Source organism: Citrobacter sp. Cs237, assembly GCF_030332325.1.
GTDB lineage: Bacteria > Pseudomonadota > Gammaproteobacteria > Enterobacterales > Enterobacteriaceae > Citrobacter_A > Citrobacter_A sedlakii.
This window is the reverse complement of the sequence record NZ_JAOWIB010000106.1, coordinates 573,029-587,457: the sequence shown is the minus strand read 5'-3', so window position 1 is coordinate 587,457 and position 14,429 is coordinate 573,029. Positions and strand designations below refer to the sequence as shown.

Here is a 14,429-nt window from a genome sequence, read left to right as displayed (position 1 = left end):
TTAACTCCTGATTATTTCGCGGACTGACGGTACTGCTCAATTAACTCGATAAAGTGGTCGAACAACGGCGCGGCGTCGTGCGGACCTGGGCTGGCTTCCGGGTGCCCCTGGAAACTAAACGCTGGCTTATCGGTGCGATGAATACCTTGCAGGGTATGGTCGAAAAGGGACTTATGGGTTACGCGCAGGTTCGCCGGCAGCGTAGCTTCATCGACGGCAAAGCCGTGATTCTGCGCGGTAATCATTACGGTATTGTTGTCGATATCTTTTACCGGGTGGTTGCCGCCGTGGTGACCGAATTTCATCTTCACGGTCTTCGCGCCGCTCGCCAGCGCCAGGAGCTGATGACCGAGGCAGATACCGAATACCGGCACATCGGTTTCGAGGAATGTCTGGATTGCGTCGATAGCGTAGTCACACGGCGCCGGGTCGCCAGGGCCATTTGAAAGGAAGATGCCGTCCGGGTTCATTTTCAGAACATCTTCCGCTGAGGTTTTCGCGGGCACCACCGTCAGGCGGCAGCCTCTGTCCACCAGCATGCGCAGGATATTGCGCTTGGCGCCAAAGTCATAGGCGACCACGTGGAACGGCAGTTCGTCTTGTTGTTTTGCTTCCGGCAGGTCATTTGCCAGCGTCCAGCTTCCCTGGGTCCAGCTATACGCTTCCGCCGTGGTCACTTCTTTCGCCAAATCCATCCCGTTCAGGCCCGGGAAGGCTTTCGCTTTTTCCAGCGCCAGCTGCGCATCCGGATTATCGCCCGCGATGATGCAGCCGTTTTGCGCGCCCTTTTCACGTAACAGACGCGTCAGCTTACGGGTATCGATATCAGCAATCGCCACGATGTTATGGCGTTTCAGGTAAGACGAGAGGTCTTCGGTGTTGCGGAAGTTGCTGGCGATCAGCGGCAGGTCACGAATGACGAGGCCTTGCGCATGAACCTGAGAAGATTCTTCATCAGCAGCATTGGTGCCGACATTGCCGATATGGGGATAAGTAAGAGTAACGATTTGGCGGGAATAGGAAGGATCAGTGAGGATTTCTTGATAACCGGTCATTGAAGTATTGAAAACGACTTCCCCAACCGCCGAACCTGTTGCCCCTATGGCCCGACCGTGAAACTGGGTTCCGTCTTCCAGAACCAATAGCGCTGACTTAATCAAAACACCCTCCAGAGAATATTCACTCACTTTATTTGCATACTAATTCATTTATACGCGATGAATCAATGCAAATTTGCTTACCTTGAATTTCTGGCAAACGGCGGCATTCTGGAGATAAGGCAGCTAAAAGTCAACTTAAAGGCAGTATTTTTTATATTCTTTTGCAACCTGGAGATAAAAAGGACGGATTAACGGGCAAAAAGAGCAACTAACCTGGTTGAGAAAACGCTTGCGCAGCAAGAAGAATATAAAAAATGGCGGTAGCGCTGGAAAAGTGGACCATCTGGTCAAAATTTACATTTCAGCCACAATATTTGATAATAAAAAGTAGAATTTCAGGCATTACAAGAAAAATTTAACGGTAAGACGCTAAAATAAAAGGGCAATAAAATATTGCCCTATGTAATCAACACATTAAGATTACAATAACCACATCACGAAGGGTAATAACACATCATAAACTGTGTAAATTCAGGACATCTCGCATATCAAAAAGGCCGCTTTGCTTTGTACTGACCCAAAGCGCCGATCTTACCGCGCCGTTGGCAAATGTCATACGGCTGGAGGCCTTATGGGTAATCTCGATACGCTCGCCAATATCGGCAAACATCGCAGTGTGTTCACCAACAATGTCGCCCGCACGCACGGTAGCAAAGCCAATGGTACCCGGCACACGCTCGCCGGTGTAACCTTCACGGCTGTACACGGCGCACGCTTTCAGATCTTTATCCAGCGCATGCGCTATTGCCTCGCCCATCGCCAGCGCGGTGCCGGACGGCGCGTCAACCTTATGGCGATGGTGCGCTTCAATAATTTCGATATCGGTATAATCGCCCATGACTTTTGCCGCCTTCTCCAGCAGCTTCAGCATAACGTTTACCCCAACGCTGAAATTTGCCGCGAAGACAATGCCGATGTCAGCTGCCGCCTCACGAATCGCCTGTTTGCCTGCGTCATCAAAACCGGTGGTGCCAATGACCATGCCTTTGCCGTGTTGACGACAAAATGCCAGATGATTCAACGTGCCTTCCGGGCGCGTAAAGTCGATGAAAACATCAAAATCGTCGGTTACCGCCTCGAGGCTGCATTGTACAGTCACTCCCGTTTTGCCGACGCCCGCCAGCTCACCGGCATCGGCGCCCAGCAATGACGATCCTTCGCGCTCCAGCGCCGCACCAAGCGCAACGCCTTCCATTTCAAGGGCTGCCTGAATCAGCTGGCGGCCCATACGGCCCCCCGCGCCCGCTATCGCGACGCGGACCTGTGCATCATGCATAGTTATTCTCTTACGTTAAAATGATGTAAATCGTTTTCAGATTAACCAGCCCGAGACAAAGCCGCCATCTGAAATCGCCGATAATTAGAATTTTATGATAAACAGGAGGGAGTATCAGTAAAAGGCATGATACTCAGCGAAAACCGCATGACTCTCTGATCACCAGCGCGGGCGGCAGAATGATTCGTTTCGGCGGCTCATCGTTCCCCTGGATGCGGCTGTACAACAGCTCACCCGCTTTGCGACCAATCTCTTTTGCCGCAACCGAAACGGTTGTCAACGCGGGCTGCACCAGCGCCGCTTCGGTGATATCGTCAAATCCCACCAGCGCAAAATCGTTCCCCGGTTCCCGTCCCATTTTACGCAGCGCCTGCATAACCCCTAGCGCAACGATATCCTGATAACAGACAGCGGCGGTGATCTGCGGATAGCGGGTAAGTAATGATTCCGCCACTCTGGCGCCGTCGATCTGACTGGCTTCGGCGGCAACGATCCAGTCCGGATTCGGTGAGATCCCCCACTCCATCAGCGTACTGGTGAATCCCCCCATTCGCTGCGCCCGACTGCCAGAGCTTGGGCTACCGCCGATAAAAGCGATATTCTTATGCCCCAACCTGAGTAAATGCGTCGTCGCCATCTGAGTACCGAGGAAGTTATCGGTGCCCACAAAGTCAAAATCAGGATCGCTGAGCGGGCGGACCACCATTATGGCGGGGATATTGCGTCTTTTCAGCGCGGCAAAAAACGAGACTGGCGTTTCCCGCGCTGCGCAAAGCACCATGCCGCAGGCGTTGTTTCGCATCAGGGAATCCACAAATTTTTGCTGCCGCTCGCCGGATTCTTCACTGTTCGCCAGAAACAGCAGCAAGTCATGCCGTTCCATCTCATGGCTCAGCCCGGCGGTCATCTCGCCGTAGAACGGGTTGGTGATGTCATGCAGCAACAACCCTACCTGGTTACTACTCCGGTTGCGTAGATTCGCGGCCGTTTGATTGTAAACATAGCCAGACTCGTCCAGCGCTTTCAGCACTCGCTCACGCGTGGCCTGCGATATACGCCCCCGGTTGCGCAGTACCATCGAAACGGTCGCCGTCGACACCCCTGCGCGCTTCGCGACCTGCGCTAACGTGACTGTTGTCATGATTTCTCCTTGTGAAACGCCAGTTAATCGAATAACCCCAATCTGGCGCCTCTGGCCTGTGATACTCATCACACGGACGGCGCATGATCCCGGTTTGTTTCCGATTATGGCGGGTTAATCGCGTTAACCATGCTTTGAATTTAAGGTTAATCGATTAATCTTAATCCAGCGATTACGGAGACTCAACATGCAGACTACCTATAATAAATTCCCTGAGGTTGTCGTTCAGGGTTATGACACCCAGGCCTGGCAAGGCTGGGATTCTATTACTTCTGTGCTCAACACCAGGGTTTCAGGTTTGACAAAACGCGTGCTGGTCGTGGATTGCTATCCGGGCGTGCGCTCAGATGAGCTGGAACAACGGCTTCTGGCCACCTTAAATGCCGCGTTGGTGGTGAACATCGAATCTGCCCGCCTCGGAAAAGAGGCATTACACGATCTTCTGGCCCGCAACCTGACCGATGACCGGGTGTTCGGCGTTCTTTCCTGCCATCAACTTGTTGAGTTTTTTGATCCTGACAAACTCAATCAGATTCGCCAGCGCATCGCCTCGGTAGCAGAGGGCCTGGTCGTCGTATATGGTCCCGGCGCAGCGCTGGCGCATCCCGGCGATATCCTCGTCTATGCCGATCTCCCTCGCTGGGAAATCCAGCAGCGTATGCGCCATCACGGGCTGAGCAACTGGGGGGCGGAAAATCCGGACGAGGATATTCTCCGTCGCTACAAACGCGCTTTTTTCATTGAATGGCGTGTCTTTGACAGACACAAAACGCCACTGCTCAAGCGCGCCGACTTTTTGCTTGATTCCACCGTTGAAAACGCGCCTGCCATGGTCAGCGGCGATGCGCTACGCGCTGGCCTGCAGCAGACCACTACCCAGCCGTTTCGCGTTGTTCCTTTCTTTGACCCCGGCGTCTGGGGCGGTCAGTGGATGAAGCAGCAGTTTGATCTCGATCCTGCGGCACCCAATTACGCGTGGTGTTTTGATTGCGTGCCCGAGGAAAACAGCCTGTTACTGCGTTTTGGCGCCGTACGGATCGAGATCCCCTCTCAGGATTTAGTTTTGCTTTACCCGCGTCCCCTTCTCGGTGAGAAGGTCCATGCCCGCTTCGGCGCGGAATTTCCGATTCGTTTTGATTTTCTCGACACCATCGACGGGCAGAATCTCAGCTTTCAGGTTCACCCGCTGACGGAATATATCCAGCAGCAGTTCGGGATGCACTATACCCAGGATGAAAGTTATTACATTCTCGCCGCACAGCCCGGCGCGGTGGTGTATCTGGGCACCCAAACGGGCATTGAGCCGCAGGCGATGCTGGACGACCTGCGCGCCGCGGAACGTGGAGAAAAAACGTTCGACGATGCGCGTTTCGTAAATCAGATCCCAGCCCGCCAGCACGATCACTTTCTCATCCCGGCAGGCACCGTTCACTGTTCCGGCGCGGGCACCATGGTGCTGGAAATCAGTGCGACGCCGTATATCTTCACCTTCAAACTGTGGGACTGGGGACGCTTAGGTTTAGACGGTTTGCCCCGGCCTGTGCATCTTGAACACGGCGAGCGCGTTATTGACTGGCAGCGGGATACGCAGTGGGTCTACGACAATCTGGTTAACCGCATTGAACCCATTGCGCAAGGGGAAGGCTGGAGAGAAGAACGCACCGGCATGCATGAGCGAGAGTTTATCGAAACGCGTCGCCACTGGTTTACCGCGCCGGTAATCCATCACACCCGGGGTGGCGTTAACGTTCTGAATCTGGTGGAAGGGGCAGAGGCGATTGTCGACAGCCCCAGCGGTGCGTTCGCCCCATTTACCGTTCACTACGCTGAGACATTTATCATTCCGGCGGCCGTAGGCGAATACCGGATTACGCCGTCTGGCAACAGTGTCGACCGGCCATTTGCCACCATCAAAGCCTGGGTAAGAGGATAACCGTATGATCAACATTCTTGTCGCCACTCACGGACCGCTGGCAGAAGCGCTCCTCGCCAGTGGCCGTATGGTTTACGGCGAATTACCGCACGTCCACACCGTTACGCTGAGCGACCAGGCCGGGATTGAAGGATTTAAAGAGAGCTTTGCGAAAGCCCTGGCCGATGCCGGGCAAAACGCGGATGGCGTGCTGGTACTGTGCGATATGCAAAGCGGCACGCCCTGGAATGTCGCCTGCCAGCATGCATTCTCTGCCCGGACCTTACCGCCTGTCGCCGTTGTCGCAGGCGTTAATTTTCCCATGCTGCTGCAAAGCGAAGAGATCTGCCACTTAACGGACGTGCATGCCGCCGCAGCCGAGCTGCTGGCGTTAACCGTACCGACGTTGATTAAAGCCGCCCCGGTTTTAACCGTTCAGTCAGATGATTTTTAAAGGAAACCACCATGAGTATTTCTTTTGTACGTATTGATGACCGCGTTATCCATGGGCAGCTCGTGACACGTTGGGCCAGAGAGCTGCCCTGTGACGGCATTGTCGCGATCGACGACGCCGTTGCGGCCGATCCTCTGCTCTCATCAGTCATGAAAGGCGCGGTTCAGGACACTAAAGTCTGGTTATTTGATACGGCGACCGCGATTGAGAAGTTGCCAAAGGTTATCGCCAGTGAGAAGCGTTATTTCGTGATTGGCAAATCGCCCGTCACGTTAAAGCGCCTCGAAGAGGCAGGCATCAGCCTGCAGAACAGCAATGGCAAAATCAACGTCGGCCCGATGAGCGCCCGCGCCGGCACCACCACCATCGGCCCTAACCAGTCGGTCAATCCAGACGAAATCGCCGCGTTTGACTGGCTAACGCAGCGCGGACATCAGGTGGAGTTCCGCCTGGTGCCGGATGCCGGTTTCTACAGCTGGCAGGACGCACGCCAGAAGCTGAAATAAGGAGGGGACGATGATTTTCGAAGCGACGTTAATCGGTATTCTGTGCTATCTCGGCGCCCTCAGTAGCCCCTGGCTTCTTGGGCTGACGGGCGGCTGGTATCTGATCACCCGACCGCTGATTTCCGGTATGCTGGTGGGGATCATCCTCGGCGATATGAAAACCGGCATCATCATTGGCGTTGCGGTTCAGGCCGTGTACATCGCCATGGTGACGCCCGGCGGCTCCATGCCCGCCGATCTTAACTTTGTGGCTTACCCGGCGATTGCCCTTGGGATCCTGTCCGGAAAAGGCCCTGAAGTGGCGGTCGCGCTGGCGGCAACGATCGGTATCGCCGGAACCATCCTGTTTAATGCGATGATGGTGCTTAACTCTTTCTGGAACCATCGGGCCGACGTGGCGCTGGAGCGCGGCGACGAGCGCGGCATCTACCTGAACAGCGCCATTTGGCCACAGGTGACAAATTTTATTTTACGTTTCGTTCCGACCTTTATTGCCGTTTACTTCGGCGCACAGTATATCAGCGGCTTTATGGACAGCTTACCAGGCGTCGTGCTGTCAACGATGAACGTACTGGGCGGCATTCTGCCCGCCGTGGGGATCGCCATCCTCCTCAAGCAGATCATTAAAAACTACACCATGTTGATCTATTTCCTCGTGGGTTTTGTCTGCATCGTTTTCTTAAAACTGAACATGGTCGCGCTGGTGATCGTCGGTTCGCTGCTGGCGTTGATTCACTATAACTACAAGCCGGAAGCGCCGCAGGCGGCTAATGCGGCGTCCGCCGCGACAGATGATGAGGATGAATTCTGATGGAAGAACGTTCCCTGACCCGTAAAGATCTCCGGCGCTGCTGGCGAGCATGGATGATGCACAACCTCTCCTCAATGAGCTTTGAACGTCTGGAGTCGTTTGGCTTTTGTCTGAGCATGCTGCCGGTCGCGAAAAAGCTCTATCCGGATGCCGCGCAGCGTACCGAAATGCTGCGACGCCACGCCTCGTTCTACAACACCGAACCGCAGATTGGCGCTATCGTAAACGGCATGGCGCTGGGGCTGGAAGAGAAAAAAGCTAATGGCGAACCCATTGACGGCGAGACCATTAACACCCTAAAAGTCGGCCTGATGGGCCCAATTGCCGGTATTGGCGATTCCATGATCCCAGGGATGTTGATTCCCATTCTGTTGAGTATCGGCATGGCGCTCGCCGCAGGGGGAAATATACTGGGGCCGCTTTTTTATACCGTCGCCTGGCTGGCGATCATCATTCCCGGCTCCTGGTTCCTGTTTTTGAAAGGTTACAAAATGGGTTCTGGTTCGGTTGAGATGCTGGTGAGCAGTAAATCTACCCGCCTGCGCGAAGCGTTGTCGTTACTGGGCGTGTTTGTCATGGGCGGCGTTGCGGCAAGCTACGTGAAGTTAGGCACCGGGCTGGAATTTATCACGCAGGATGGCGTAAATATTCATGTTCAACAGATGCTGGATGGCATCTTCCCTCAGCTCCTGCCGCTGGTCGTGGTGCTTGGCACCTGGTATTTGATGGCGAAGCGCGGCGTCTCGCCGGTAAAAGCGATGATACTGCTTCTGGTGCTGGCGGCGCTGGGAGTCGCAACAGGCCTGTTTGCGGGTTAAATCCGCGTGATGGCATAAAGAGCGTCAACGCAAAACGAATGGCCGGGGCGATGCCCCGGTTTTTTATGGATGAAACTGCGTCCAAAGCTCGGCGACTTTATCCGGACGGGAAATAAACTGGAAGCGCGCCGGTTCGTCAATAAACTGCTGATAGATTGGCGCGGAGCTAAGCCCAAACTCCGTATAGTGCCGGGGCGTCACGACCTGTAACCGGCCAGCGATATAGCGCGGATTATGCTGCCAGACGACGTTTTTTCCCTGTAGCAGCGGGTACCATGCCAACCCTTTATGTGCCCTGACTGCCTCATATTCAAAGCCATATTCACGGTCACACCAGGCGCCAAAAGTGAGTGGCGTATCAGGATCGGCGGAGATCGTGGCATGACCCCAGCCTGGCGGCACCAGTACTTTCTCGCCCGGTCCGGCGAGCACCGCGAAGCAGCGGCCTGGATCGTCATCGACATACTCTTGCATATAAACGATCGCTTTTCCCTGCCAGATCTCATAGAGCTCCGGCGGCGACCAGCCGCTGTGCTGGCTGATCCGATGAACATGCCCCTGACTTCGAATCGGCTCCTCACCCAGTCGTCCTGCCGCGTAGGTCACCACGCCAAACAGCAGCATCCGTTTTTTCAGCTCGTCACGATCCTGCATCCGCGCGACATCCATTGCGATAGCGTAAACATCCTCCGGCCCGCAACAGTGCGGGTCGCGCAGAGAGGCTCGAATATGTTCGAGCCGACGAATTTCCGGCATGGGTCCGGTTACTTCCTCGCCATAGCTAAACCCCAGCGGGTGATGATGCACCGCCATATCCAGTCCAAAACGTGATGAAGGTTCAGCCATTCTGCACCGTCCTCGCCAGCGGTTGCTGGTTCTCTTCAAACACCTGGACATTGAAGCCTTTTGCCAGCGCCTGATAATCATGCCCTGCCAGCGTCGGCCATACGGCCAGCGCTGAGAGTACCTCGTCTCCGGTGTTGATCAACCGGTGAGCGGTATAACCTGCGATGACATGGACCGAGCCGGTAAAGACCTTTTCCAGACGTACTTCGCCCTGTTCATTTTGCAGCAGCAACAACCCGACGCCGCGTAGCCCAAAATAGACCTCACCTTGTTCGCGATGGGCATGAAAATGACCGCGGGTCATAAAATATTCGTGACCGACACGACCGGGATAAAGGTGGGTTATCCCGGTATAAAGCTCGCCTTCGGCGGGAGACGTGTTCAGCATCTCAACCTCATACACAATGCGTTCCCCGGCCAGTGACTGGCGGGCGCGCTCATCGCTGAATATCCCAGTGAGATCCTGAATGCACGTTGACTTACGCAATAGCGGACCACCGGATAAATCGCCGGTAGTCCATTCCAGCCGCGGCGGCTGGCTAAAAGAAAGGTTCATATGTGTCTCCGGCCCGAGGAGAACAACATCGTCAGAGTAGCAGATTAATCGATTAACTTGCCAGTATGCGGCGAAAAAATGCCGGGTAACAAACCCGGCATTATCACGTCTGTCAGCACGAGAGAGGCTATTTGATTTCCTGCGCGTCGATACGCAGCTCTTTCGGGACTTCGAAGACAATATTCTCTTCGCGGCCTTCAAGCGGGACTGCCTCCCCGCCGCCAAGCTCCTGCAGGCGGGCGATGACGTTTTGCACCAGTATATCCGGCGCCGATGCGCCAGCAGTGACACCCACGCTTTCCGCGTCTTTCACCCAGGCTTCCTGGATGTCGGCGGCATCGTCGATCAAAAACGCCATTTTTCCCATCCGCTGCGCCAGTTCAGCCAGTCGGTTGGAGTTAGAGGAGTTTTTCGACCCGACCACCAGCACCACATCCGCCTGCTCCGCCAGGGCGCGCACCGCTTCCTGACGGTTGGTGGTGGCGTAACAAATGTCGTCCTTGCGAGGACCGACGATTTTCGGGAAACGCTGGCGCAGCGCGTCTATCACGTCCGAGGTATCGTCGACGGACAGCGTGGTCTGAGTCATGAAGGAGAGTTTGCCTTCGTTTTTAACGTCAAGCGTCCAGACATCATCCGGCGACTCGACCAGGTACATGCCCCCTTCCGGGTTGCTGTACTGCCCCATCGTCCCTTCCACTTCCGGGTGCCCCGCGTGACCAATCAGGATCGACTCTTCACCGCGGCGGCTGGCGCGCGCCACTTCCATATGAACCTTAGTGACCAGCGGACAGGTGGCGTCAAAAACGGTCAGATCGCGGCTTTTGGCTTCGTTGCGTACCGCCTGAGATACCCCGTGGGCAGAAAAAATCAGAATCGCGCCGTCCGGCACTTCGCTGATCTGTTCAATAAAGATCGCCCCACGTTCACGCAGGCTGTCGACCACGTAGCGGTTATGCACCACTTCGTGACGAACATAAATGGGCGCGCCGTAGATTGCCAGCGCGTTTTCAACAATGCTGATAGCGCGGTCTACACCTGCGCAAAAACCGCGCGGGTTGGCCAACAGGATCTGCATTTTACGCCTCCAGTGCCGGTTCGACTTCCAGCACTTCAATATCAAAATGAACGGTATGCCCGGCCAGCGGATGGTTGAAATCCACGGTGATCGAGTCGCCGTTGATCTCGCGGATCACGCCAGGCATTTCACTGCCGTCCATTGCGGTAAAGAGCATGATGGCCCCAATCTCAGGTTCGCCCGCGTCCATAAATTCACGACGAGAGAAATACTGGATCAGGTCAGGGGTCGGTACGCCAAACGCGGCATCCGGCTCCAGAGAAAAGGTGGTTTTATCGCCCGCCTTCAGGCCAAGAAGATGCTGCTCCAGTCCTTCAGACAGAGAGCCGTCACCCAGGCGAAAAAGCGCTGGCTTTCCGTTGTTACGGGTTGACTCAGCGGTGGAGCCATCGTCGAGCTTTAAAGTGAAGTGCACCAGCACCGCACTGTTACTCTGTACTGATTTAGACATGCAGGTTGCTCACTTATTGTCTTTCGCCAGGCCCGGTATGCGAAGCGTCACCGGGCCTGCTTAAACAGGCCTCTACCCAAAGGCCGGATACGGCGTTTATGCCGCCGTTTTTTGTCTGGAAGGTATAAATCCTTCCAGCACGATCAGCGCCGCGCCGATACAAATCGCGCTGTCGGCGAGGTTAAACGTGGCGAAATGCCAGTCCCCGACGTAGAAATCGATCATATCGACGACGAAGCCGTGCCACAGGCGATCAAACAAATTACCCAGCGCGCCGCCAATGATTAACGCATAGGCAATGTTATTTAGTTTCTGCGTCGCTTTTGAACGGTACATCATCACCGTCAAAATAAGGCAGATACCTATCGCAATACCGGCAAAGAACCAGCGCTGCCAGCCACCGCTGTCAGCGAGGAAACTGAACGCCGCGCCATAGTTACGCGCATAATGCAGATTAAGCGACGGGAACAGCGCCACCGTATCCCCCAGAGCAAAGTTCTGGAGGATCAGGTATTTGCTGCCCAGATCGATAATCAGCACGACCACCACCAGCCACAGCCAGCGTAGCCCTGTTGAAAAGATCGGTTTACTCATCAGGCGAACTTACGTTTTTCGCCATCACCGGCGACGTTGCTGACACAGCGGCCGCAGATATCTGCATGTTCCGCCACCTTGCCGACATCTGTAGTGTAATGCCAGCAACGCGGGCATTTATCACCTTCGGCTTTACTCAACGCGACTTTCAGTCCTTTAAGCAATTCGCTCTGCTGTGCGTCGGCAGAAGCCTCCGCATAGTCCGCGACTTTCGCGCCCGAGGTCAACAGGACAAATCGTAATTCGTCGCCCAGCGCGGTCAGCATGGCAGCCAGTTCCGGTTCCGCGTACAGGGTCACTGCCGCTTCCAGAGAACCGCCCACTTTCTTGTCCGCGCGCGCCTGCTCGATCACCTTGTTCACTTCGCCACGCACTTTCAGCAGCTCGTCCCAGAAGGCATCGTTCATTGGCTCGGTTTCACCTAAGCCAAACAGACCGTCGTACCACTCGCCGGTAAAGACGTATTTCTCACGCTCGCCCGGCAGGTAGCCCCAGATTTCGTCTGCGGTGAAGGACATGATCGGCGCCATCCAGCGCACCAGCGCTTCTGCGATATGGTACAGCGCGCTCTGGCAACTGCGACGCGCGACGCTGTCTGCCTTCGCGGTGTACTGGCGGTCTTTGATGATGTCGAGATAGAACGAGCCCATTTCAACGGAGCAGAAACGCATCAGACGCTGCACCACTTCATGGAAGTCATAGTCCTCGTAGGCTTTCAGGATGTCGTCCTGCGCGGTTTTCGCACAGCCGACCGCCCAGCGATCCAACACCACCATCTCTTCCGGTTTCACCATGTCTTTCACCGGATCGAACCCGTTCAGGTTCGCCAGCAGGAAACGCGCGGTATTACGGATACGACGATAGCTGTCGGCGGCACGTTTCAGGATCTCGTCCGACACCGCCATTTCGCCGGTGTAGTCGGTAGATGCCACCCACAGACGCAGAATGTCTGCGCCCAGTTTGTTCATCACGTCCTGCGGCGACACGGTGTTGCCGATGGACTTGGACATCTTGCGTCCCTGACCGTCAACGGTGAAGCCGTGGGTCAGAACCTGGCGGTAAGGCGCTTTGCCCTTCATGGCGGTGGAGATCATCAGGGATGACATAAACCAGCCGCGGTGTTGGTCAGACCCTTCCAGATACATGTCGGCAGCGTGACCGGCAAACTCAGGGCGCACGTCAACCACAGAGGCGTGAGTAGACCCGGAGTCAAACCACACGTCCAGGGTATCCGGGACCTTCACGTACTGGTCGGCTTCGTCGCCCAGGATCTCTTTCGGGTCGAGATCCCACCACGCCTGGATGCCGTCAACTTCAACGCGTTTGGCCACCTCTTCCATCAGTTCAACGGCGCGAGGATGCAGCTCTTCGGTATCTTTGTGAACGAACAGCGACATGGGTACGCCCCAGGTACGCTGACGTGAGATACACCAGTCTGGACGGTTAGCCACCATGGATTCGATACGCGCCTGGCCCCAGTCCGGGATCCACTGCACGCCTTTGATCTCTTTCAGCGACTGGGCGCGCAGACCTTTCTGATCCATGCTGACGAACCACTGCGGAGTGGCGCGGAAGATGATCGGCGATTTATGACGCCAGCAGCACGGATAGCTGTGCTGCATTTTCGCCACGTGCAACAGCGCGCCTTTCTCACGCAGTAGCTCAACGATCGTGTCGTTAGCTTTGAAAACGTTAACGCCATCCAGCCCAGGATAAGTCCCAGCCAGATACGCGCCGTCCGGCCCTACCGGGTTGGCGATTTCCAGACCGTATTTCAGGCTGATGGTATAGTCGTCAGGACCGTGACCACCAGCGGTATGTACGGCGCCGGTACCTGCATCCAGCGTTACGTGATCGCCGAGGATAGCCGGGACGTCAAATCCCATAAACGGGTGAGTGAAACGCAGCAGTTCCAGCTCCGCGCCTTTTACGGTGCCGAGGATGCGGTAGTCCGCCACGCCAATGCGCTGCATCACGCTTTCCACCAGATCTTTCGCCAGGATCAGCGCCTGACCGTCGATCTGCACCAACGCATAGTCGAAATCCGGCGCCAGAGAGATCGCGCGGTTGGCTGGCAGCGTCCACGGCGTCGTGGTCCAGATAACCAACGAGATCGGCCCACTGACGCCCGGCAGGCCAAACTTCGCCTGCACTGCATCCTGATCAACCGCACGAAACGCCACGTCGATGGAAGGGGACGTTTTGTCGTAATACTCGACTTCCGCTTCCGCCAGCGCGGAACGGCAGTCTACGCACCAGTGCACCGGCTTGGCGCCTTTATGCAGGTGGCCGTTGCCGATGATTTTACCCAGCGCGCGAATAATGTTGGCTTCGGTTTTGAAGTCCATCGTCAGATACGGATGCGACCAGTCACCCAGCACGCCCAGGCGAATGAAGTCTTTTCGCTGACCGTCAACCTGCGTAGCGGCATATTCACGGCATTTGGCGCGGAATTCGGCGGCGGTGAATTTCTCACCCGGCTTACCGTATTCTTGCTCCACTTTCAGTTCGATCGGCAGACCGTGGCAGTCCCAGCCCGGAACATAAGGCGAGTCGAATCCCGCGAGTCCTTTGGACTTCACGATAATGTCTTTCAGAATCTTGTTAACCGAGTGACCAATATGAATGCTGCCATTCGCATAGGGAGGGCCATCATGCAGAATGAAGGTTTTTTTGCCTTTTTTGGCCGCACGAATGATGCCGTACAGATCATCATCAGTCCAACGCGCCAGCATTCCCGGTTCGCGCTTGGCGAGATCGCCGCGCATCGGGAACCCTGTTTCCGGCAAATTCAGGGTTGATTTATAGTCACTCATCAGATTCTCG

14 protein-coding genes are annotated in these 14,429 nt (G+C 55.5%); 5 read left to right on the top strand and 9 right to left on the bottom strand.

Annotated elements, in window-relative coordinates; all coding sequences use genetic code 11:
* Positions 1 to 11 precede the first annotated feature (11 nt).
* The 3 genes from carA to OGY07_RS16195 all read right to left on the bottom strand — a co-directional run bounded on the left by carA (position 12) and on the right by OGY07_RS16195 (position 3,577).
* The gene (gene carA / locus OGY07_RS16205; protein ID WP_060570759.1) at positions 12 to 1,160 is read right to left on the bottom strand and encodes a glutamine-hydrolyzing carbamoyl-phosphate synthase small subunit; all 1,149 of its coding nucleotides are present in this window, start codon (positions 1,158 to 1,160) and stop codon (positions 12 to 14) included.
* A gap of 454 nt (positions 1,161 to 1,614) precedes the next feature.
* Positions 1,615 to 2,436, bottom strand: coding sequence for a 4-hydroxy-tetrahydrodipicolinate reductase (gene dapB, locus OGY07_RS16200; RefSeq protein WP_181822003.1), 822 nt, complete (start codon positions 2,434 to 2,436; stop codon positions 1,615 to 1,617).
* Positions 2,437 to 2,569: 133 nt separating this feature from the next.
* Positions 2,570 to 3,577, bottom strand: a complete 1,008-nt coding sequence (locus OGY07_RS16195; protein WP_042290191.1) for a LacI family DNA-binding transcriptional regulator — start codon at positions 3,575 to 3,577, stop codon at positions 2,570 to 2,572.
* A 187-nt stretch (positions 3,578 to 3,764) separates the two neighbouring features.
* On the opposite strand from OGY07_RS16195, the gene OGY07_RS16190 reads away from it, so the two are divergent.
* The 5 genes from OGY07_RS16190 to OGY07_RS16170 are packed head-to-tail and all read left to right on the top strand — an operon-like array spanning position 3,765 to position 8,078.
* A complete protein-coding gene (locus OGY07_RS16190) occupies positions 3,765 to 5,510 on the top strand; it encodes a class I mannose-6-phosphate isomerase (protein ID WP_286601691.1) in 1,746 nt (581 codons plus the stop codon).
* 4 nt (positions 5,511 to 5,514) lie between these two features.
* On the top strand, positions 5,515 to 5,943 hold the full coding sequence (locus OGY07_RS16185; RefSeq protein ID WP_042290195.1) for a PTS sugar transporter subunit IIA: 429 nt from the start codon (positions 5,515 to 5,517) through the stop codon (positions 5,941 to 5,943).
* An 11-nt stretch (positions 5,944 to 5,954) separates the two neighbouring features.
* On the top strand, positions 5,955 to 6,449 hold the full coding sequence (locus OGY07_RS16180; RefSeq protein ID WP_042290197.1) for a PTS sugar transporter subunit IIB: 495 nt from the start codon (positions 5,955 to 5,957) through the stop codon (positions 6,447 to 6,449).
* Between the two features lie 10 nt (positions 6,450 to 6,459).
* Positions 6,460 to 7,260, top strand: a complete 801-nt coding sequence (locus tag OGY07_RS16175; RefSeq protein ID WP_042290199.1) for a PTS mannose/fructose/sorbose/N-acetylgalactosamine transporter subunit IIC — start codon at positions 6,460 to 6,462, stop codon at positions 7,258 to 7,260.
* Positions 7,260 to 8,078: a PTS system mannose/fructose/sorbose family transporter subunit IID gene (locus OGY07_RS16170; protein WP_042290202.1), complete on the top strand. Its 819-nt coding sequence runs from the start codon at positions 7,260 to 7,262 to the stop codon at positions 8,076 to 8,078. The genes OGY07_RS16175 and OGY07_RS16170 overlap by 1 nt, the downstream gene beginning before the upstream one ends.
* Positions 8,079 to 8,141: 63 nt before the next feature.
* Here OGY07_RS16170 and OGY07_RS16165 read toward each other — a convergent pair whose 3' ends face one another.
* The 6 genes from OGY07_RS16165 to ileS all read right to left on the bottom strand — a co-directional run bounded on the left by OGY07_RS16165 (position 8,142) and on the right by ileS (position 14,419).
* On the bottom strand, positions 8,142 to 8,924 hold the full coding sequence (locus tag OGY07_RS16165; RefSeq protein WP_199956948.1) for a glucose-6-phosphate isomerase family protein: 783 nt from the start codon (positions 8,922 to 8,924) through the stop codon (positions 8,142 to 8,144).
* Positions 8,917 to 9,480 (bottom strand): glucose-6-phosphate isomerase family protein, encoded by a 564-nt coding sequence (locus tag OGY07_RS16160; protein ID WP_286601683.1) that lies wholly within the window; start codon positions 9,478 to 9,480, stop codon positions 8,917 to 8,919. Before OGY07_RS16160 ends, OGY07_RS16165 begins: the two co-directional genes overlap by 8 nt.
* A 127-nt stretch (positions 9,481 to 9,607) precedes the next feature.
* Positions 9,608 to 10,558: a 4-hydroxy-3-methylbut-2-enyl diphosphate reductase gene (gene ispH / locus OGY07_RS16155; protein WP_286601680.1), complete on the bottom strand. Its 951-nt coding sequence runs from the start codon at positions 10,556 to 10,558 to the stop codon at positions 9,608 to 9,610.
* Position 10,559: 1 nt separating this feature from the next.
* A complete protein-coding gene (fkpB, locus tag OGY07_RS16150; RefSeq protein WP_042290212.1) occupies positions 10,560 to 11,009 on the bottom strand; it encodes an FKBP-type peptidyl-prolyl cis-trans isomerase in 450 nt (149 codons plus the stop codon).
* A 96-nt stretch (positions 11,010 to 11,105) separates the two neighbouring features.
* The gene (gene lspA / locus OGY07_RS16145) at positions 11,106 to 11,603 is read right to left on the bottom strand and encodes a signal peptidase II (RefSeq protein ID WP_042290214.1); all 498 of its coding nucleotides are present in this window, start codon (positions 11,601 to 11,603) and stop codon (positions 11,106 to 11,108) included.
* Complete coding sequence (ileS, locus tag OGY07_RS16140; RefSeq protein WP_042290217.1) at positions 11,603 to 14,419, bottom strand: isoleucine--tRNA ligase; 2,817 nt, start codon at positions 14,417 to 14,419, stop codon at positions 11,603 to 11,605. Before ileS ends, lspA begins: the two co-directional genes overlap by 1 nt.
* Between the last annotated feature and the right edge of the window lie 10 nt (positions 14,420 to 14,429).